Origin of the sequence: Buttiauxella gaviniae ATCC 51604 (genome assembly GCF_001654835.1) — a bacterium.
Lineage (GTDB): Bacteria > Pseudomonadota > Gammaproteobacteria > Enterobacterales > Enterobacteriaceae > Buttiauxella > Buttiauxella gaviniae.
Map to the genome: position 1 here is coordinate 195,773 of NZ_LXEP01000026.1, position 20,674 is coordinate 216,446.

22 protein-coding genes and 1 tRNA gene are annotated in these 20,674 nt (G+C 48.5%); 7 read left to right on the forward strand and 16 right to left on the reverse strand.

Going from position 1 to position 20,674, the window contains the following annotated elements:
• Positions 1–4: 4 nt before the first annotated feature.
• Positions 5–895 carry a LysR family transcriptional regulator gene (locus tag M977_RS13600; protein ID WP_034461321.1) on the forward strand — a complete coding sequence of 297 codons (891 nt, stop codon included), beginning with the start codon at positions 5–7 and terminating at the stop codon, positions 893–895.
• A gap of 92 nt (positions 896–987) precedes the next feature.
• On the opposite strand, the gene M977_RS13605 is transcribed toward M977_RS13600, so the two are convergent.
• The 11 genes from M977_RS13605 to M977_RS13655 form a co-directional block, all read right to left on the reverse strand.
• Positions 988–1,371, reverse strand: coding sequence for a DUF805 domain-containing protein (locus M977_RS13605; RefSeq protein ID WP_064515922.1), 384 nt, complete (start codon positions 1,369–1,371; stop codon positions 988–990).
• A 105-nt stretch (positions 1,372–1,476) separates the two neighbouring features.
• Positions 1,477–2,469 carry a glutathione S-transferase family protein gene (locus tag M977_RS13610; protein WP_064515924.1) on the reverse strand — a complete coding sequence of 331 codons (993 nt, stop codon included), beginning with the start codon at positions 2,467–2,469 and terminating at the stop codon, positions 1,477–1,479.
• Between the two features lie 79 nt (positions 2,470–2,548).
• Positions 2,549–2,941 carry a DoxX family protein gene (locus tag M977_RS13615; RefSeq protein ID WP_064515925.1) on the reverse strand — a complete coding sequence of 131 codons (393 nt, stop codon included), beginning with the start codon at positions 2,939–2,941 and terminating at the stop codon, positions 2,549–2,551.
• A gap of 199 nt (positions 2,942–3,140) precedes the next feature.
• A complete protein-coding gene (locus M977_RS13620) occupies positions 3,141–3,431 on the reverse strand; it encodes a YqjK-like family protein (RefSeq protein WP_064515928.1) in 291 nt (96 codons plus the stop codon).
• Positions 3,428–3,826: a phage holin family protein gene (locus tag M977_RS13625; RefSeq protein ID WP_064515930.1), complete on the reverse strand. Its 399-nt coding sequence runs from the start codon at positions 3,824–3,826 to the stop codon at positions 3,428–3,430. The genes M977_RS13620 and M977_RS13625 overlap by 4 nt, the downstream gene beginning before the upstream one ends.
• A 2-nt stretch (positions 3,827–3,828) precedes the next feature.
• Entirely contained in the window at positions 3,829–4,134 is a 306-nt protein-coding gene (locus M977_RS13630; protein WP_034461328.1) for an ElaB/YgaM/YqjD family protein, read from the reverse strand.
• 35 nt (positions 4,135–4,169) lie between these two features.
• Positions 4,170–4,538, reverse strand: a complete 369-nt coding sequence (locus M977_RS13635; protein ID WP_064515933.1) for a DUF1090 domain-containing protein — start codon at positions 4,536–4,538, stop codon at positions 4,170–4,172.
• A 236-nt stretch (positions 4,539–4,774) separates the two neighbouring features.
• A complete protein-coding gene (gene mzrA / locus M977_RS13640) occupies positions 4,775–5,152 on the reverse strand; it encodes an EnvZ/OmpR regulon moderator MzrA (RefSeq protein WP_034461332.1) in 378 nt (125 codons plus the stop codon).
• Positions 5,153–5,163: 11 nt separating this feature from the next.
• On the reverse strand, positions 5,164–5,826 hold the full coding sequence (gene yqjA, locus M977_RS13645; protein WP_064515935.1) for a DedA family general envelope maintenance protein YqjA: 663 nt from the start codon (positions 5,824–5,826) through the stop codon (positions 5,164–5,166).
• A gap of 334 nt (positions 5,827–6,160) precedes the next feature.
• Complete coding sequence (exuR, locus tag M977_RS13650; protein WP_034461334.1) at positions 6,161–6,937, reverse strand: transcriptional regulator ExuR; 777 nt, start codon at positions 6,935–6,937, stop codon at positions 6,161–6,163.
• Between the two features lie 126 nt (positions 6,938–7,063).
• Positions 7,064–8,359 (reverse strand): MFS transporter, encoded by a 1,296-nt coding sequence (locus M977_RS13655; RefSeq protein WP_064515938.1) that lies wholly within the window; start codon positions 8,357–8,359, stop codon positions 7,064–7,066.
• Between the two features lie 490 nt (positions 8,360–8,849).
• Here M977_RS13655 and uxaC point away from each other — a divergent pair, with 490 nt between their 5' ends.
• The 3 genes from uxaC to M977_RS13670 all read left to right on the forward strand — a co-directional run bounded on the left by uxaC (position 8,850) and on the right by M977_RS13670 (position 12,399).
• Positions 8,850–10,259: a glucuronate isomerase gene (gene uxaC / locus M977_RS13660; RefSeq protein WP_064515940.1), complete on the forward strand. Its 1,410-nt coding sequence runs from the start codon at positions 8,850–8,852 to the stop codon at positions 10,257–10,259.
• Positions 10,260–10,277: 18 nt separating this feature from the next.
• Positions 10,278–11,765, forward strand: coding sequence for a UxaA family hydrolase (locus M977_RS13665; RefSeq protein WP_064515942.1), 1,488 nt, complete (start codon positions 10,278–10,280; stop codon positions 11,763–11,765).
• Positions 11,766–11,853: 88 nt separating this feature from the next.
• Positions 11,854–12,399: a YgjV family protein gene (locus M977_RS13670; RefSeq protein WP_064515943.1), complete on the forward strand. Its 546-nt coding sequence runs from the start codon at positions 11,854–11,856 to the stop codon at positions 12,397–12,399.
• A gap of 33 nt (positions 12,400–12,432) precedes the next feature.
• Here the strand turns inward: M977_RS13670 and sstT are convergent, their stop codons facing one another.
• The 5 genes from sstT to M977_RS13695 all read right to left on the reverse strand — a co-directional run bounded on the left by sstT (position 12,433) and on the right by M977_RS13695 (position 17,844).
• Entirely contained in the window at positions 12,433–13,677 is a 1,245-nt protein-coding gene (gene sstT, locus M977_RS13675; RefSeq protein ID WP_064515945.1) for a serine/threonine transporter SstT, read from the reverse strand.
• Between the two features lie 265 nt (positions 13,678–13,942).
• Positions 13,943–14,911 (reverse strand): TerC family protein, encoded by a 969-nt coding sequence (locus M977_RS13680; RefSeq protein ID WP_064515946.1) that lies wholly within the window; start codon positions 14,909–14,911, stop codon positions 13,943–13,945.
• A gap of 267 nt (positions 14,912–15,178) precedes the next feature.
• Complete coding sequence (locus M977_RS13685) at positions 15,179–16,177, reverse strand: Gfo/Idh/MocA family protein (protein ID WP_064515948.1); 999 nt, start codon at positions 16,175–16,177, stop codon at positions 15,179–15,181.
• Positions 16,178–16,219: 42 nt separating this feature from the next.
• Positions 16,220–16,828, reverse strand: a complete 609-nt coding sequence (locus M977_RS13690) for a class I SAM-dependent methyltransferase (RefSeq protein WP_064515950.1) — start codon at positions 16,826–16,828, stop codon at positions 16,220–16,222.
• Complete coding sequence (locus M977_RS13695) at positions 16,828–17,844, reverse strand: HNH endonuclease (RefSeq protein ID WP_064515952.1); 1,017 nt, start codon at positions 17,842–17,844, stop codon at positions 16,828–16,830. The genes M977_RS13690 and M977_RS13695 overlap by 1 nt, the downstream gene beginning before the upstream one ends.
• 274 nt (positions 17,845–18,118) lie before the next feature.
• Here M977_RS13695 and M977_RS13700 point away from each other — a divergent pair.
• From M977_RS13700 to M977_RS13710, 3 genes are all read left to right on the forward strand, one after another.
• Positions 18,119–18,203: transfer RNA gene (locus M977_RS13700), tRNA-Leu, on the forward strand.
• A 189-nt stretch (positions 18,204–18,392) separates the two neighbouring features.
• A complete protein-coding gene (locus M977_RS13705) occupies positions 18,393–19,643 on the forward strand; it encodes a tyrosine-type recombinase/integrase (RefSeq protein WP_064515954.1) in 1,251 nt (416 codons plus the stop codon).
• Positions 19,644–19,764: 121 nt separating this feature from the next.
• The gene (locus M977_RS13710; protein ID WP_064515956.1) at positions 19,765–20,574 is read left to right on the forward strand and encodes a DUF6387 family protein; all 810 of its coding nucleotides are present in this window, start codon (positions 19,765–19,767) and stop codon (positions 20,572–20,574) included.
• The last annotated feature ends 100 nt before the right edge of the window (positions 20,575–20,674 follow it).

A 20,674-nucleotide genomic window follows, 5' to 3' on the forward strand; every position in this document is an offset into this window, starting at 1 on the left:
CGAGATGGCTAAAGAGAGAGCATTGACGCTAGAGGCATTGCGGGTCATGGACGCAATTGATAGGCGTGGGAGTTTTGCCGCTGCTGCTGATGAGTTGGGGCGTGTACCGTCGGCGCTGAGCTACACCATGCAAAAGTTGGAAGAGGAACTGGATGTTGTGCTGTTTGACCGTTCAGGTCATCGCACCAAATTTACCAATGTCGGGCGGATGTTACTGGAGCGTGGGCGAGTTTTGCTCGAAGCAGCTGAAAAACTTACCACTGACGCCGAAGCACTGGCGCGTGGTTGGGAAACGCATCTCACCATTGTTACAGAAGCTCTGGTGCCGACGGCGAAGCTGTATCCGCTGGTGGAAAAACTTGCTGGTAAAGCTGACACGCAGCTGTCGATTATTACTGAAGTGCTGGCAGGTTCATGGGAGCGTTTAGAGCAAGGTCGGGCGGATATTGTGATTGCTCCGGATATGCACTTCCGTTCTTCATCTGAGATTAACTCACGCAAGCTGTATAAGGTGATGAGCGTTTATGTCGCGGCACCTGATCACCCGATTCACAATGAGCCGGAGCCGCTTTCAGAGGTGACGCGCGTGAAGTATCGCGGTATCGCGGTTGCTGATACCGCGCGGGAACGTCCCGTGCTGACAGTGCAGTTACTGGATAAACAGCCGCGTCTTACGGTAAGTAGCATGGAAGATAAACGCCAGGCATTGCTGGCCGGGTTGGGTGTAGCGACGATGCCTTATCCGATGGTCGAACAGGATATTGCTGAAGGACGGCTACGTGTGGTGAGCCCTGAATACACCAATGAAATTGACATTATCATGGCGTGGCGACGCGATAGCATGGGCGAAGCAAAAGCCTGGTGCCTGCGTGAAATTCCAAAATTATTGAAATAAAAAGGGTGGGCAGCTTTTGCGCTGCTCCACCCTATTTTAGTGAGTTTGTTGGGTGGGAAAGCGCTGCGCTACCCGCCACAATTGTTAAATTATTATTCACTAACGAATCGTGTATCCAGGCGCTTTGGATCCGCGCCGTACTCGTTTTCGCCAGGCGTGCCGTTCTGGCAATTAAACGCCAGAATAATCAACCAGCCCACCAACGGTATTAACAACAGTAACAGCCACCAGGCTGAACGATCGGTATCATGTAGCCGCCGGAACTGTACGGCCCAGTAAGGCAGAAAAATCAGTACGCCGTAAACCGTCGTCAGCAGACCTTCATCCCCTGCAATCCGCAGTCCTAACATCTTGTCCAGAATGCTTAAAACCACGGTGAGCACAAGGTTGACCAGAATGAACATCCAGAACTCTTTGCGGCGTGCACGTCCACTAAAGCCAAGATAATTTTTTAAAACTTTGAAATACCAATCCATTTGTAGCCCGCCTTGATTTTTTATCAATCACTTGATCTGTAAGCGATCTATTTCAAGAATAGCCGTGAATAGATTTTACGTAAATCATAGTTCCTATGAATTTTATCAACCCTTGTTAAACCGTTCGTCGCGCCCGTGAGGTTCATTCAAATCCTGAGCGGGACCAATGGAAATAATCCCGGTAGGGTTAATGGTTTTATGGCTGCGGTAGTAATGGTGGCGGATATGCCCGAAGTCGACAGTTTCAGCGATGCCCGGCATTTGGTAGATATCACGCAAGAATCCGTACACATTCAGGTAATCACTAATGCGGTGTTTGTCGCATTTAAAGTGGGTGACATATACCGGGTCGAAACGCACCAGTGTGGTCCATAAACGAATATCCGCTTCGGTAAGCTGGTCGCCAGTTAAATATCGATGTTGCCCGAGGATCTGCTCAACGCGTGCCAGAGACTCGAATACTTTCGTGACAGCTTCATCGTAAGCTTCTTGAGACGTGGCAAAACCGGCTTTATATACGCCGTTATTAATGCTGTCGTAAATCCAGCTATTTAGCTCATCAATCTGGCTACGTAATGCCGTCGGGTAATAATCCCCAGCGCGAGCACCCTGCGCATCAAACGCGGAATTGAGCATACGGATGATTTCAGCGGATTCGTTACTGACGATAGTCTGCGTTTTCTTATCCCATAAAACAGGTACGGTAACGCGCCCGGTGTAATCTGAGTCAGCTTGTAAATAGAGCTGATAGAGATATTCATGCTGATATAAGCCATCACCGGTAGCGTTTGGGAAATCATCATCAAACGTCCAGCCATCCTGTAACATGAGCGGGTGAACCACAGAAACAGAGATAAAAGACTCGAGGCCTTTTAACGCACGCAAGATTAATGTGCGATGAGCCCAGGGGCAGGCGAGTGAAACATAGAGATGGTAGCGATCTTTCTCGGCAGCAAAACCACCTTTACCGGTTGGGCCGGGTTCACCATCCGCCGTCAACCAGTTGCGAAAAGCTGACTCTGAGCGTTTGAAACTGCCGCCAGTGGATTTGGTGTCGTACCAGACATCGTGCCAGACGCCATCAATTAATTGTCCCATTTCATTCTCCTCGTGAGCCTTAAAAACAAAAAAGCGAAGGTATTAACCTTCGCTTTTACTTCTAATCAGTATAAAAGCCTTACCAGTTTTTCTTCAGAATGCGGTCGATGCTGTATGCACCTGGTCCGAAGATAGCCAGCAACAGGTAGCCACCGGCGATGGTGAAGTTCTTCATAAACATGGTTGAGTTCATGCCCTGGCTGAAATCACCGTGGAACAAGAACGCTGTCAGAATCGTGAACACTGCGGTGATAATTGCTGTGGTACGAGTAAAGAAACCGAACAGAATCGCCAGGCCGCCACCAAACTCAAGCAGAATGGTCAATGGCAGCAAGAACCCAGGAACACCCATCGCTTCCATATATTGTTGAGTGCCGGCATAACCGTTAATTTTGCCCCAACCTGCAACGATGAACAGAATCGGCATCAGGACACGAGCTAACAGAACACCTGCATCATCTAATTTTTTCATTTTACTCTCCAGCGAATCTCTTGTGGGTGCTATCAGCCCAGGGATGTTTGTCTTTGCAGTTACCGGTAGTTACCGGTGACTGCGGTTGATGGAGAGGATAATAGACGTGACGTTAAGGGATTGTTAGCAAGGAAAACTGTCGATGTTTTTCAATATTACTGATTAATAAAAACGCCGCCTATTCAGGCGGCGTTGGGTACTAATGCGATTGCGGCTGTATTGTGTTGCGAATCAGGCGCCATGTACTCCAGGCACCTAGCCCGCGTCTTGCCCAGCGCATCAGGAAGCTTGGATGGCGCACTGTCCAGATAGCCATAACGCTGCTGGCGACAACTGCGTACCGGCGTAGGCTAATCAATGTGTTCCAGCTTCTGTCATAAGTCGCTGTCACTTCAAGCCAGTCGCGCTTGCTTGCACTTAAATCCAGCCGTTGTTGTTGAATCTGGCTGAGTAAAAACGCTTTGCGTTTATCTAGCTCGCGTTTGCTCATAGTTTGTCATCTTCCAGCAACGAGCGGTCGTTTTCGAGCTCGCGACGAGTATGGCGCAGCAAGGTGGATTGACGCGATTTACGCAGAGTCCAGATACCACCGATGAAAGCCAGACCCAACAAAACGACTGTGGTCGCGATCATGGCGTTCAGGCGGTATTGCGGCTCGACGGCCCAGAAAACCAGCACCACAAGACTCATTAAGCCAAATGCAGCAAACAGCATGGTTAACCCAAGCATCAGCAGTAACTGGATGAGATGTGCTTTCTCCTCTTCCAGTTCCACTACAGCAAGCCGCACACGCGTTTCCACCATCCCAACGATGATAGTGACAAGGCGCTGGCCAATGCCAAGGACGCCTTTACCTGGACCTTGAGGTTGATGGGATTCAGGCATAATTAACGACGCGTCAGCAGAACACCGAGTACGACGCCAATCGCCGCCCCAATGCCAACACCGGTCCATGGATTTTCACGCACATAGTCGTCAGCTTTCGCGGCGGCTTCACGGGTTTGTTTAGCAATAACATCACCGGTATCACCCAAGCGTACACGGCTTTCTTTCAGTGCTTTTTCAGCTTTACCACGCAGCTTTTCAAGTTCGGATTTTGACTTATCCGTCGATGCACTCAGCACCTCTTCAAGGGTGTCTGCCAGGGATTTCAACTCAGCGCGCAAATGTTCTGATGTAGTATCTTTTGACATGGTTCTCTCCAGGTGTTTGAGGTTGATCCTTGAACTTAGTAATCACGAGCCTGCAAAGTTTTCAGCTCGTGTTCAGCTTCAGCCAGTTTCTGTTCCCGTTTTGAAATTTTATCAGCATCGCCTTTTTCGCGAGCTTCCTTAAGATCTGCTTTCCGCTCGTTGATTTCAGCTTTTTGTTCGTTGATTTTTTTCTTGTGAGCCGCGCGTAAACTGCTATCGGTGCAGTTAGAGCGAACTTCTTTCAACGCTTTGTTAAGCCCATCGACACGGCTTTGATTCTGGTGTTTCTCCGCATAGCCAATTTCTCGCTGAATATCCTGCTCTTTTTCACTGCACAGCGAGCTAGCATGCGCTGCGGACGTCAGAGACAATAGGGCGATAGCCAATACGGTACGATAGTTCATGATAGACCTTCCATTGTGAATGCACGTTTATACCCTTCATACTTCAAGCCGTTGGGGGACTGCATTTACTCACCCCGCATATGGCTGCAACTCGAATTATTTAGAGTTTAACCTACACATAGAATCCAGAAATTATACGAATATGATGATTTGTAGCGATTTATATCAAAACAAGCATAGTCAGAAATCGAGTAAAAACCCAATCCCCGTTAGCAAATTAGGATTGCAGGAAAGGGTTAACCGATGCGGATATTTTCGTTGAGCACACGCGTAAGCCATGTGCTGGCACTGTCATCTTCATCTTGCTGGGCGATGACGTAGCCATGCGGCAGCGTTTTATACAATACGGCTTTAGCCGCCTCGCTTTGCGCACTCGAATCAAACTTTATCAATAACGAATTGTTGTCAGGCGTAATACTTTTAAAGCGAATGCCGTTGGCATCAAGGTGATGCCAGACATAAAACCCGTCAGGCATGCTGATGCCTTGTTGGCTGGAGCGAATCTCAAGTGTGGACTCAGTGCGCTGCATTCCCGACCATATCAGTATCGAGGCTGCGGCAATTGCGCCAATCAACATCGTGGCCCTTAGGCCACGAAAAAAATGTGTTTTCATCGTTATCCCTCTTAACTGCGGTTACCGTATTTTTTACGCCAAAGCACAATCAACGAACCGATCAGACCAATTACCAATAACACGACTGGTAGCAGCATCAGGCAGGACATCAATGCATCTTCATATTTCAGGAATACCGGCGTTTTACCGAGCAGATATCCTAGCGTGGTGAGGATTAGTACCCATAACAGGCCGCTCATCCAGTTGAAGAACTGGAAACGCGCATTGTTCAGACCAGATAAACCAGCAATAGTTGGTAACAGGGTACGAACAAAAGCAATGAAGCGACCAATCAGTAATGCAGACAAGCCATGTTTATGGAACAGGTTGTGTGCACGCTGGTGATAATGCGCGGGAAGATGCGATAGCCAGTTCTGCACGATTCGCGTGTTACCAAGCCAACGCCCTTGAATATAACTAAGCCAGCAGCCAAGGCTTGCGGCGGTTGTCAGTAAAAGTAGAGTTTCCGGAAAACCCATTGCCCCTTTGGCAATCAGCACACCGACCAAAACTAACAAACTGTCGCCGGGTAGGAAGGCTGCAGGCAACAGGCCGTTTTCAAGGAATAAAATCATGAATAAGACGAAATAAAGCATGCCAATCATTCCTGGATTGGCGAGCGTTTCAAAATCCTGGCTCCAGAGAGCGTTCAACAGTTGCGAGAGAAGTTCCATTCAGTGTTCCTGGCACATCGGTTAAGACCGCTGATCAAAGTCAGCCTGGTAGAACGCGGCTTGATGTATTTATGCTTGGTGTAGTTGCCGCCTACAATCCACAGCTCATTACCCATACGCGCCACAACTCCGTGTGAATGCGACTGAGTAGGTTATTAGCAAAGCTAACACCGACAGTGAAATTGCATCTAATTGTAACAAAGCTCTGTCTAATGCGTCACAGTATTTGCGCTTTGTTGAGGATTGATTTTGATGACTCGCTGAGGGGCTGGCGAGGGTATTTACAAACGCTGACACTATTGGTTGGTTTGCTTACCCTCGCGCGGGAAAATGACTATTTTTGACCGTTTGCGGCAGTATCGAGATGAATGACCGGATTATCTGCAAATAAGTAGCGATCGGCGTTAAATTCGAAATCATCGCTGGTCGCATCAAAGAGCATCTGTTTGGTATTTTCCAAATGTTGCCACATCGCCAGTTTAGCGGCATGTGGATCTTTACGAATCAGTGCCTTAAGAATTTGGTCATGGTCTTCACACCAGTTGTCCACAGTGCGTTTATCAATGTGCTCGTGAAGTTTTTTCCAGTACGGGTTGTGGATACGTTGGCTCCACATTTTTTCCACAATAGCGGCAAGCGCACTGTTTTGTGAGGCGAGCGCGACTTGAGTGTGGAAATGAAGGTCCCACTCGGAATCACGGAAACTTTCCTCATTACGCGCCATTTCCTGAATTTCCATCAGTTTGACGATATCTTGCTTGGTCACCTGAGTGGCCGCAAATTCCGCGATATTACTTTCAATCAACTGGCGAGCTTGCAGCAGCTCAAATGGCCCAAAACTTGCGAACTCAAATTGTTCATCAGGAAGGTTGGTGTACTTCGCCTGATTGGCGATTACGTGGATGCCAGAGCCTTTACGTACTTCAACGTAGCCTTCCACTTCCAGCATAATAATCGCTTCACGAACTACAGTGCGGCTCACGTTCTTTTCTTCAGCAATAAAGCGCTCTGCCGGGAGTTTTTCCCCAACCAGATAAACACCGTTTTCGATGCGTTGTTTAAGTTCAGCTGCCAATTGCTGATAAAGACGACGTGGTTCCATAACTTCCATCTGTAGCTCCGGGAAAGGTCCTGCGGGTAACCTTATTTGTTATACCACTTTTCAAAGTTTGGCTCCACATTCTAGATACACAAAAGCCGCCCGTGGGCGGCTTTGTAAACAAATTTGAGACACCGATTATGCTATTGCTTGCTTCGCTTTTTTCGAGTCGTTCAACTCACTGATTGGTTTGTTTTGCAGCACGGTCCAGATAACGATAGCGCCGAGGATATCGAATACTGCCAGTGCAGCGAACAGTGGGCTGAAGCCAAGGGTATCTGCCAGTGCGCCTACAACCAGAGCAAACATGGTGCTGGCAGTCCAGGCAGCCATACCGGTCAAGCCATTCGCCGTTGCCACTTCGTTGCGACCGAACACGTCAGAAGACAGAGTGATCAGAGCACCAGACAGTGACTGGTGAGCAAAGCCGCCAACACACAGCAGAGCGATTGCAACGTACGGGCTGGTGAACAGGCCGATAGTACCTGGAGCAATCATCAGAATCGCACCCATGGTCACAACCAGTTTACGAGAAACAATCAGGTTCACACCGAATACGCGTTGGAAGATTGGTGGCAGGTAGCCGCCAACGATACAACCCAGGTCAGCAAACAGCATTGGCATCCAGGCAAACATCGCGATGTGTTTCAGGTCAAAGCCGTAAGCTTTAAACATGAACAATGGGATCCATGCGTTGAAAGTACCCCAGGCTGGTTCAGCAAGGAAACGTGGCAGAGCAATACCCCAGAACTGACGGTTTTGCAGGATTTTCCAGGCGCTCATTTTTTTGCTGTTGTTAGTCTGGTGATGCGCTTCCTGGCCACCGATGATGTATTCACGTTCTTCTTCAGACAGGCGTTTCTGATCGCGTGGGTGTTTGTAGAAAATCAACCAGCACATCGCCCATGCAAAGCTCAGCACACCGGAGATGATGAAAGCCATCTGCCAGCTGTGCATCACAATCGCCCAAACCACTAATGGTGGAGCAATCATGCCGCCGATAGAGGAACCTACGTTGAAGTAACCAACGGCGATTGAACGCTCTTTAGCCGGGAACCATTCGCTACTGGCTTTCAGGCCAGCTGGAATCATAGCCGCTTCAGCAGCACCAACGGCACCACGAGCGATTGCCAGGCCACCCCAGCTTCCTGCCAGTGCAGTTGCACCACAGAAAATTGCCCATGCGACAGCAAAGAATGCGTAGCCCACTTTCGTACCCAGAACATCAAGCGCGTAACCTGCAACAGGCTGCATGATGGTGTAGCAAGCTGAGTAAGCAGCGATAATGTAGGAATACTGCTGAGTGGAAATATGCAGCTCTGCCATCAAAGTCGGTGCAGCAGCCGCAATCGTATTACGTGTCAGATAACCCAGTATGGTACCCATGGTTACCAGGGCTATCATGTACCAGCGCAAGCCTTGAATCTTTCGCATTTTGAATTTCATCCCGTCTTATAAACAACCGCACATCATGCGGCCGTACGTCCGGCACTGCTGCCAGAGCGTTTGATCTATTAAGGGGTTCATATCCGGGGGTATCACCCGGTACGACCCGTACCTTGCCATATGTAAAAAACTGCCTGTGGCAATTCCGGTTTCCGTACCGTGATGCGCTGTTATTGATATCAGCGTCTGAAGTAATTCCATTACGTCTGTATTGCGACGGCAGAAAGATAACTTGTCATACAGCTTCAAAAGTTGAGTGATATCACAAAAGTGTCGATCAGCTCACTCCAAGGGGGTAGGGGCTTTCAAGCCAGAACTGGCGCGGGATGCGGCTTTGTTTTAAACACAATATTAACAATAAAAGTGTGGTTTTTGTGACGGACACCACAAAAATCCACTCGGCCTCCAGAAATTGGTGTGATAACTTTATTTGCATTATGCGCAAGCATCGAACTGCTATGAACAGAGGAACCCTACAATGGCCCAGTTTATGACTGAAGATTTTCTGCTTGATACCGAATTTGCCCGCCGTTTGTATCATGAGTTTGCAGCCGACCAGCCTATTTTCGACTATCATTGCCACTTACAGCCACAGCAAGTCGCTGAAGATTACCGCTTCAAAAACCTGTATGACATCTGGTTAAAAGGCGATCACTACAAGTGGCGTGGAATGCGTGCTAACGGTGTGGAAGAGCGTTTGTGTACTGGTGATGCGTCTGACCGCGAGAAGTTCGATGCCTGGGCTGCAACTGTTCCGCACACTATCGGGAACCCGCTGTATCACTGGACTCACCTCGAACTGCGTCGTCCATTCGGTATCACTGGCAAACTGTTGTCTCCAACAACGGCTGATGAAATCTGGAACGAATGTAATGAACTGCTGGCTCAGGACAACTTCTCTGCGCGCGGCATCATGAAGCAGATGAACGTGAAAATGGTCGGTACGACTGATGACCCAATTGACGATCTGCGCTTCCACCGCCAAATCGCGCTCGACGCGTTTGAAACCAAAGTGCTGCCAAGCTGGCGCCCGGATAAAGCGTTCAACATTGAACAAGCTACTTTTGCTGAGTACATGGGCAAACTGGCTGAAGTGTCTGATACCGACATTCGCCGTTTCTCTGATCTGCAAACTGCACTGAACAAGCGCCTGGATCACTTTGCTGAACATGGTTGTAAAGTTTCCGACCACGCACTAGACGTGGTGCTGTTCGCCGAAGCTGACGAAGCGACTCTGGATGGCATCCTTGCGCGTCGTCTTTCTGGTGAAACCCCAAGCGAGCACGAAGTTGCACAGTTCAAAACTGCGGTTCTGGTTTGGCTGGCTGCGGAATATACCCGTCGCGGTTGGGTTCAGCAGTACCACATTGGTGCGCTGCGTAACAACAACCTGCGCCAGTTCAAACTGCTGGGACCTGATGTGGGCTTTGACTCCATCAACGACCGTCCAATGGCTGAAGAACTTTCTCGCCTGCTCAGCAAGCAAAACGAAAACAACGAACTGCCAAAAACAATTCTGTACTGCCTGAACCCACGCGATAACGAAGTGTTGGGCACCATGATTGGCAACTTCCAGGGCGAAGGTATGCCAGGAAAAATGCAGTTTGGTTCCGGTTGGTGGTTCAACGACCAGAAAGATGGCATGGAGCGTCAAATGACGCAGTTGGCGCAACTGGGTCTGCTGAGCCGTTTCGTTGGCATGCTGACTGACAGCCGTAGTTTCCTGTCATACACCCGCCACGAATACTTCCGTCGCATCCTGTGCCAGATGATTGGCCGTTGGGTTGAAGCGGGCGAAGCTCCAGCTGACATCAATCTGCTGGGCCAAATGGTGGAAAACATCTGCTTTAACAACGCCCGAGACTACTTTGGCATTGAACTGAACTAATCAGGCTCTGAGGTTGATATGCAATACATTAAGATCCATACGCAAGATAACGTCGCTGTTGCGTTAGTGGACCTGGCTGAAGGTGAAGTGGTTACCGTTGAAGGTGTAGAGGTGACTCTGCGCCAGCCGGTGCTTCGTGGCCATAAATTTGCGCTGGTTACCATTGCGCAAGGTGAGAACGTCGTTAAATACGGTTTACCAATTGGCCATGCTTTGGCAACGATTGAAGCCGGTGAGCACATTCACTCACACAATGCGCGTACGAATCTGAACGATCTGGATGAGTATAGCTATCAACCTGATTTCCAGTCGCTGGCAAGCCAGGCTGCGGACCGCGATGTGAGCGTTTACCGTCGTGAAAACGGCTCAGTAGGCGTGCGCAACGAGTTGTGGATCCTGCCAACCGTGGGCTGTGTAAACGGCATCGCGCGTCAGATCCAGAACCGTTTCCTGAAACAGAATCACGACGCCGAAGATATTGACGGCGTGTTTCTGTTCAGCCATCCGTTCGGTTGTTCACAGCTGGGTGAAGATCACGTTAACACCCGTACCATGCTGCAAAACATGGTGCATCACCCAAATGCGGGTGCGGTGCTGGTGATTGGCCTGGGTTGTGAAAACAACCAGGTGAGCGCCTTCCGTGAAACGCTGGGTGAGTACGATGAATCCCGCGTGAAGTTTATGGTTTGCCAACAGCAAGACGATGAAGTTGAAGCCGGCCTTGAGCAACTGCAAGAGCTGTACGAAGTCATGCGTCACGACAAACGTGAACCAGGTAAAATCAGCGAACTGAAGTTCGGCCTTGAGTGCGGCGGTTCCGATGGCCTGTCTGGCATCACCGCGAACCCAATGTTGGGCCGTTTCTCTGACTTTATGGTGGCTAACGGCGGCACAACTGTGCTGACAGAAGTCCCGGAAATGTTTGGTGCTGAACGCATTCTGATGAGCCACTGCCGTGATGAAGCAACGTTTGAAAAAACCGTCACCATGGTGAACGATTTCAAACAGTACTTCATCGAACACAACCAGCCGATCTACGAGAACCCATCACCAGGGAACAAAGCTGGCGGTATCACCACGCTCGAAGAAAAATCCCTCGGCTGTACGCAAAAAGCCGGTGAGAGCGAGGTTGTCGATGTCCTGCGTTATGGCGAGCGCCTGAAAACGCCTGGCCTGAACTTGTTAAGCGCACCGGGTAACGATGCGGTTGCTACCAGTGCATTGGCTGGAGCAGGTTGCCATATGGTGCTGTTCAGCACCGGTCGTGGCACACCATACGGCGGTTTTGTGCCAACAGTTAAAATCGCAACCAACAGTGAACTGGCCACTAAAAAGCCGCACTGGATTGATTTTGACGCAGGCAAACTGCTGCACGGCAGCGACATGAATACACTGCTGACAGAGTTTATCGACACTATTGTTGATATCGCTAACGGCAAAAAGACCTGTAATGAACGTAATGATTTCCGCGAATTAGCCATCTTTAAGAGCGGCGTTACGTTGTAAATAGCGTCTCAGGTGCTACCATGAAACGGCATTTTGATATTCGAAATGCCGTTTTTTTTCGCCTCGTTTTTACTCACAAGGATTTGTCATGACCGCGTATTGGGTTGCCCAGGGCGTCGGGGTTCTCGCCTTTGTGGTTGGTATTACCACGTTCATTAATCGCGACGAGCGGCGCTTCAAGCTACAACTGGCGGGTTACAGCGCCATCATCGGTATTCACTTCTTCTTGATGGGCGCCAGCCCGGCAGGCATGAGTGCTGAACTCAACGCAATCCGTACCGTTATCTCCCTGCGTACGCGGAGCCTATGGGTGATGAGCATTTTCATTGCGTTAACACTGGGTTTGGGTCTGGCTAAATTTAACCATGCGATGGAATTACTGCCGATTGCCGGAACCGTAGCCAGTACCTGGGCATTATTCCGCTGCAAAGGGCTGACCACTCGTTGTGTGATGTGGTGCTCCACGGCTTGTTGGGTGACACATAATTTCTGGCTAGGGTCGATTGGCGGAACGTTAATCGAAGGGAGTTTTCTGGTGATGAACGGCCTGAATATCATTCGTTTCTGGCGGATGCAACGGCGGGGCATTGACCCGTTTAAGGTCGAAAAAGAGGTCCAGCAACAAGAGGGATAACTCCCCGCCACGAAGGGCAGGGAGCTTTGAGTATTAACCGCGTAACGGATTATTGTCTGCCAGACGTGCATCTTCTGCCTGGCAAGCCGCTGCGGTAAACAGCACGTCGGTAGAGGAGTTCAGTGCGGTTTCGCAAGAATCCTGCAACACGCCGATGATAAAGCCGACTGCAACCACCTGCATGGCAATCTCATTCGGGATGCCAAACATGCCGCATGCCAGTGGGATCAGCAGCAGCGAACCACCTGCCACACCAGAAGCTCCGCAAGCACACAACGACGCCACCACACTCAGCAGCAGTGCGGTTGGTAAATCAACTGGCACGCCCAGAGTATTCACCGCAGCCAGCGTCAGTACGGTAATAGTGATTGCTGCACCCGCCATGTTGATGGTTGCGCCCAATGGGATGGAAACCGAGTAAGTATCGCGATCCAGATTCAGCTTCTCGCAAAGCGCCATGTTCACCGGAATGTTAGCCGCAGAACTACGGGTGAAGAAAGCAGTTACGCCGCTCTCACGCAGGCAAGCGAACACCAGTGGGTACGGGTTGCGACGGATTTTTACGAACACCAGCAGTGGGTTGATGACAAGCGCCACGCCGAACATACAGCCAACCAATACCAGCAACAGTTGTGCGTAGCTCCACAGCGTTTCGAAGCCCGTCGTTGCAAGTGTTGATGCCACCAGACCGAAAATACCGATTGGGGCGAAGCGAATCACGACACGAACGATGAACGTCACCGCATCAGAAACATCGTTAATCAGGTTTTTAGTGCTTTCATTCCCGTGGCGCAGAGCAAAGCCCAGGCCCACAGCCCACACCAGAATCCCGATGTAGTTGGCTTTCAGCAATGCATCAATGGGGTTAGAAACCATGCTTAGCAACAGGCCGCGCAGAACTTCCACAATGCCTGATGGTGGCGTGATATCGGTAGCGCCGGTCACCAGATGCAAGGTAGAAGGGAACACGAAACTGACAACCACAGCAGTTAACGCGGCGGTAAATGTTCCCAGAAGATAGAGCACCAGAATCGGACGGATGCTGGTTTTCTGGCCGTGCTTATGGTTGGCGATAGACGCCATCACCAGCATCAGAACCAGAACCGGTGCGACAGCTTTCAGTGCCCCAACGAATAATGTCCCGAGCAGACCGACGGCGATTGCCGCAGGTTTTGAAATTGCCGCCAGTGCGATGCCCAGCACCAGTCCGATCAGAATTTGTTTGACCAGACTGCCTTGTGCCAGGCGTTTAAGAATACCTGGAGATTGTGTAGCCATGAATAACCTTCCTGTGTTGTATGTCGTCCCATCCTGTGTCTGTACTCTGAGGTACTTTTCTGACCGGATGTAAAGAAATGTGTTTGCCTGGTCGAGTATAAGGAAATGTCGCAGGGTAGTAAGTAGTAATCACTGATTATTTCGGTGCAGGCTAGATTTTATAACTAAATATTAACAAATATGTGACATTAGCAACACTTCGTACAGTTGGCGCTATAAAAAGAAAAACCCCGCCATTGACGGGGTTCTCTCATTCCGGGAAGGGTTACTTCGCCAGGTTTTTCTGATCGTTACGGTAATTCACGATAGCGTTAATAATTAACGTTAACGCCAGAATACCGCCCACCACGCCAAGCGAAATAGCGATTGGGATATGGTAGAAATCGACAATCATCATCTTCACGCCGATGAACACCAGGATAATCGACAGACCGTACTTCAGCATCGAGAAGCGCTCAGCCACGCCAGCCAGCAAGAAGTACATCGCACGCAACCCAAGGATTGCAAACAGGTTCGACGTCAGCACGATGAACGGGTCAGTCGTGACTGCGAAGATTGCTGGGATACTGTCGACCGCGAAAATCACGTCGCTCAGTTCAACCAGAATCAGCACCAGCAGCAGCGGCGTGGCGAACAAAATACCGTTCTTACGAATAAAGAAGTGCTCGCCTTCAATTTTATCCGTCATGCGCAGGTGGCTACGGATCCAACGCACCAGCGGTTTATCGCCAATGCCGCCTTCATCTTCCTTCGCCAGCGCCATTTTGATACCGGTGAACAGCAAGAACGCGCCGAACACATACAGCAGCCATTCGAACTGAGAAATCAGCCAACTGCCCGCGAATATCATAATGGTACGCAGCACAATCGCACCCAGCACGCCGTAGACCAGCACGCGGCGCTGCAATGCAGCAGGAACAGCAAAGTAGCTGAACAGCATCAGCCAGACGAAGACGTTATCCACCGCCAGCGCTTTTTCAATCAGATAACCAGTGAGGAAGGCGAGAGCTTGTGTATCCGCCACTTCACGGCCAGATGTCCCGGTGAGATACCACCAGAATGCTGCGTTAAACAGCAGAGAAAGCGAAACCCAGACCAGGGACCAGACGGCCGCCTGCTTCATGGACATGGTGTGCGAGCCTTTACGCCCCTGAAGAAGGAGGTCGATAGCCAGCATGATGACGACCACGACGGCAAAACCGCCCCACAGTAATGGAGTGCCGACACTATTCATAAAATTATTCCTATAAAAACAAAAACGGCCAACGTCGGAAGACGCCAGCCGCTAATGCTTGCAACAGGGATCTCGCCTTCCGGCAAGGTCTCACTTACAACACGGAATGGTTTTTTGTATAAAAAGCCATTCGTATTGCTCGGTAACCGGGTGTTTTCACACCGTAATGACGATTAACCGACAATGAAGTTACTCCCCTTTGCGGGTAACAAAATATTACGATTGCTACAATCAGTCAACATCACGCTACCCCGCTTTTACACACCTTTACGCCGGTAGCTGCGTAGAGACGTCATCCGCCGGGAATTTGACGCCCGTTTGCTTGCGGATCTCCGTACTCAGTAACGCTGTGGAGCGTGAGGTGATCAACCCTGGATGGTTAACTTCGTTGTCATTGACCAAACGAGCAAAGACTTCGGCTTCATAAAGCATAGTATTAATATGCTGTGGCAGCGTCAGATCCTGCGGTTTGCCGCCGCGTGGAATAAAGGTGATGCGCTGGCATTCAGAGATTTTCTCAATTACCAGTGAACCGGCTTCGCCCTGAATCTCGCTTGGGATAGTTGAATCGCTGACTTTTGAGTGCAGCAAGTTCACATCGAAATCGCCGTAATTCATCTGCACCGAACCGTGCGCATCGACACCGCTTTCCAGCAGACTTGCGGTTGCATGAACCGAATACGGTTCGCCCCACAGCGCAACCGCCGAGGCCAGCGTGTAAAAACCGATATCCATAATCGAGCCGTTGGAAAACGCAGGATTAAAGGTATTTGGATTCTCACCATCGAGATAACGCTGATAACGCGAGGAATACTGGCAATAATTGAGTAACACTTTGCGGATCTTACCGACCTTCGGCAACGCCTGTTGCAGCGCGATAAAGTTCGGCAGACTGGCCGTTTTGAGCGCTTCGAACAACACTACCTGGTTTTCACGCGCGCAGGCAATCGCTGCTTCCACTTCACGTAGATTAGATGCCAGCGGCTTCTCACAAATCACATGCTTTTTATGGCTTAAAAACAGTAAAGTTTGCGGGGAGTGCAGGGAGTTTGGGCTGGCGATATAAACTGCATCAATGGCGTCACTCTTCGCCATCGCATCCAGGTCGGTAAAGAGATGTTCCACCGGATAATCACTGGCGAAGGTTTGCGCCTGTTCCAGCGAGCGGGAGTAGACCGCGGTGAGTTTATATTTGCCACTCTCGTGGGCAGCATCGACGAACTGACGGGTGATCCAGTTAGTTCCAATAACAGCGAGGCGTATCATAAACGGGTACTATCTCCGAAGGCTGATTATCCTGAAAGACTATCATGATGCCAGGGGAAAACCAGTGGTGGATGACTGTTTTCTGAGAAGTGCGTTCAGCCAGGTTTCATCACGATTAGGGCGTTTGTCTTGCGTCGTCCACAGGGATTCAATTTCTATCTGCGGCATAGTTTCCAGCAAAGCCTTAAGGCTTGTTTCATTCATATCCGTAAATTGGCGGCCATCTTTCTCGCGCTCACCATCGCCATACTTGAACGACACATACCAGATCCCGCCAGGCTTTAACGCATTTGCCAGATTCAGCATCGCTGCAGGTAATTCTTGTGATGGGACGTGGAGCAGGGAAGCGCAACACCAGATCCCGTCGTATCGTTGCTGAGCATCCACATCCGCAAAAGTCATCTGCTTAACGGATAAACCCGTATGTTGGCTCGCTAAAACCACCATTTCAGACGAGGCATCAAACGCTTCAACCTGATACCCCATTTCATGGAATGCTTTAGCATCGCGGCCCGAGCCACAACCGGCATCCAGCACATTTGCACCTGGCGGCAAATGGCGGGTAAAGGATTCATACAGCGAAGACATATCGACATTTACCGTGCCGTCGAAAAAGGTTTGGGCGTTGTTTTGGTAATAATTGAGGGTCATCAGAACGTAGCCTCGCCTTCTGCTTTCGGTTCCCAGGTGTGGAACAGCCTGTTGTTTTTGACTTTATGCCAGTGGCTTTCAAGAAAATCTATCCGCTGTGCAGGTAGCTTTCCAGTCTGCTTCACAATGGTTTCATGCAATGGCAGTTTGCTTTGAATAAAATACTCGTTGCGGGCATGAAGCCGCTCTAACAGCTTGCGGCTTGGCAAATGCGAGGATTTCCCCGCAACGCCACGATTGCAACATTTACATGCCAACACGAGATTCCACACGCCATTGATATTGTTTACAGCTTCACGTGCAGACCAGGGAATAAAGTGATCAACGTCAGCCAGTTCGGCGTCGCCGGGTATCAGGCTGATGGGTTTAAAACAGTAGAAACAACGGCCTTTCTGGTAACCATTCAGACTATCCCGACAACTGGTGATATCGACTCGCCTTTCATTAATTCGGCTAAACAGAAGCTGATTTTGCTCATCGAATTCAACCGCAACAACATTCTTGGAAACCCCCATTGCCCAGGCCTGTTCAACGAGATTCCAGCGTGCGTTCGTTTCAAACGGCAGGTTCTGATATTGCTGCCGTTCGCTTAGCTGATAAAAGTTATCGGTAAGCCGAATCCCTTTGTGAGTTTTACGTTCATCAAGGAAAAAGCGTTTCTCAATCTCGCCTTGATTCACGTTATGGAAGGCATCAATCACATTGTTAAACCCGAGCCGCACCGTTCTTTCCGTCAATTGAGCCTGAGTTATCTCACTATTGTTAAATTGCGCGCAGGCTTCCAGATATTGACTGCCCCGGGATGTGATTTGCTTTGGAGCATGTAAAAGATGCTCGCAAAGATGGCGGCTAAACGGAACGGCAAGATCTTCAAGCGTGACGAGATCACTACCTGATTTGTCCACATCATACAAAGCGTGCGCGAGGGCAAATTTGTAAGATGCGACGTTTCTTCCAAAAAGAATCACGCCGCGCCAATAATTCTCAAGCGTGGGGTCAGCCTGATAAAAATCCATTCACGTTTTCCCGGTTACGGTTTGGTCATGCAGAAGGGGAGTTGGGTTACTGAAACCTGTAACGGGATCACATAACAAATGAAAGGTGATGTAAACCGAGGAAGGATAGATTTAGTGAATTTGTGAGCTGTAAAGGCTGTGCAGAGCAGTAGAAAGGGTAAGGAATTGAAGATGCGCTGATTTTTTCAGCACTTAGCACGTAAACGATAGAATGGGGCTTGCAAGGTTAAGCACGACAGGTATAATCCCCAACGTTTTCCGCATACCTCTTCGTGCCGAAGTGGCGAAATCGGTAGACGCAGTTGATTCAAAATCAACCGTTGAAAGACGTGCCGGTTCGAGTCCGGCCTTCGGCACCAAATATGCAAAATCAGACGTCTACTGACGTCTTTTTTTGTCTATAAAATCCAGCGGTTACGCTGTTTCCCCTCTGTTCTATGTCTCTTGACGTCCACTCACATCTATCCACATATACCAACAAATGATGGTATAACTGGTGGTATCTTCGGTTCGATTGATTTTGATACCAACAATGGAGGTATCAACTGATGGCGCTCACTGATATCAAAGTTCGAACAACTAAACCCTTAGATAAACCCTTCAAACTTACGGATGGGCAGGGTATGCACCTGCTGATCAATCCCAATGGCTCAAAATACTGGCGACTCCAATACCGTTTCGAAGGTAAACAGAAAGTTTTAGCATTGGGTGTTTATCCAATGGTCTCTCTTGGTGAAGCTCGCAGGAAACGAGATGAGGCCAAAAAGTTGGTATCTGATGGTATCGATCCTTCTGAGAAGAAAAAAGCCGACAAAATCGAGCAAAGCGAAGCCCTGACATTCGAGGCTGTCGCTAGGGACTGGCATACTGCCTGTAAAAGGAAATGGTCTGATTCCCACAGCGAGAGAGTTCTGAAAAGCATGGAAGATGGTATCTTTACTGCTATTGGAAAAAGAAAAATATCCGAGCTTAATACCAGAGATCTTCTTGCCCCTATCAAGGCTGTTGAAGCTTCTGGGCGATTGGAAGTTGCTTCCCGCCTACAGCAAAGAACAACGGCAGTAATGCGATATGCTGTCCAGAATGGGCTGATAGATTACAACCCTGCTCAGGAGATGGCAGGAGCTATTGCCGTAGCCAAAAGAACCCACAGGCCAGCTTTGCCATTCGAACGATTTTCAGCACTCTTAGAACGAATTGAAAACTTCAAAGGTAGAAAACTCACGAAGTTAGCCGTAAAGCTGACATTGCTCATTTTCATTCGTTCCAGTGAACTCAGATTTGCTCGTTGGTCAGAAATAGATTTCGACAATGCCATGTGGACTATTCCTGCAGAGCGAGAGCCATTACCCGGAGTGAAACACTCGCATCGTGGCTCGAAAATGCGAACTCCACATCTTGTTCCTTTGAGTTGTCAGGCATTGGCTGTGCTGATGGAAATTAAGGAGATCAGCGGTGACCATGAACTCGTGTTTATTGGTGATCATAATTTCCGCAAACCTATGAGCGAGAATACAGTTAATAAAGCTTTGCGAGCTATGGGCTACGACACTACCGTTGAAGTCTGTGGACATGGATTCAGGGCTATGGCTTGTAGTGCCTTGATTGAATCCGGTTTGTGGTCGAAAGATGCTGTTGAACGGCAAATGAGCCATCAGGAGCGGAACTCAGTTCGTGCTGCCTACATACATAAAGCAGAACACCTTGATGAGAGAAAGTTAATGCTTCAGTGGTGGGCTGATTATCTGGACGCTTTAAAAGTAAGGCAAGTGTCTCCATTTGATTTCAAAAATGTGTAATCTGTAAATCACTGATAGTTGTTGGTTCTCCTTTATCAAAAAAAATTGGTAGGGGAGAATCCACTAAAAAATGAAAAAATTAGCATCGTCTCATTGAATCATTCACTTTGCGGAGGGATTAATGAAAGTAGTAAGTCCTTATGAGGAATTGAAAAATTGGTTTGACATAAATAACTATGTTCAAGTTAAATCGCTTACTATCAAGGCGCTATATAAGGAGCTTGTATTTAGGGAATTAATTGTTGATAGCATAAACTTTGAATGGGAAGACGATGATCAAAATCTGAAATCCATACTAAATGGTAATCCAATTTTAAGCCAAGAAGTTAATCATTCTGACCACTTTATTAAAAGACAAACACATATTGAACAGGTGAGTTTTGAAGATTTAAGAAAACAAGAAAAGAAATTAGTAATGTTCGATGTTGATTGTTTTGATGAAAATGGGGATTTCAAAAAAGAGTTAAAAGGTAAACCTATAACTCAAACAATGAGAGAGCTTTTCCTTAATAAAAACAATAGCAAAATGTATGTTTCATTTGACTTAGGTTTATCGAGTGATGAGGAAGTCATTTCAGCCTTACAAACAATGTTGCCCGTTTGGAGAAGCGAATATGAAATTAAATCAAGGAAGATTGAAAAGGTTGGCATTTCAAAAATAAGAAAGTTAGTCGATCACAATATCATTCCGATGATGGATCTATTGATTTGGGCCAGTCTTAAAAAAGTAAATATTTCTAATATGATAATATCTCGCGTGTTATACCCAGATTTTACTAATGAGATTAGAGGAGAGGATCACATTAAAGATACCGACAGACCGGTAGCAGAGAAAACCTTGAAAGGTGAAACAAGCCGTAGTTTAGAGTATTTCATCAATAAAAACAGTCATCTTGCGAACATACCAATTGCGGATCTTGATGGATTTTAGTTTCTAATCATCAAGTTAGCTGTCAAGGGGAGAGTGCAATTTTTTTTCTTCCCCATAAATTCCCTCCGTTTTTCCTCATCCAAATTCCTAGTTATCAACA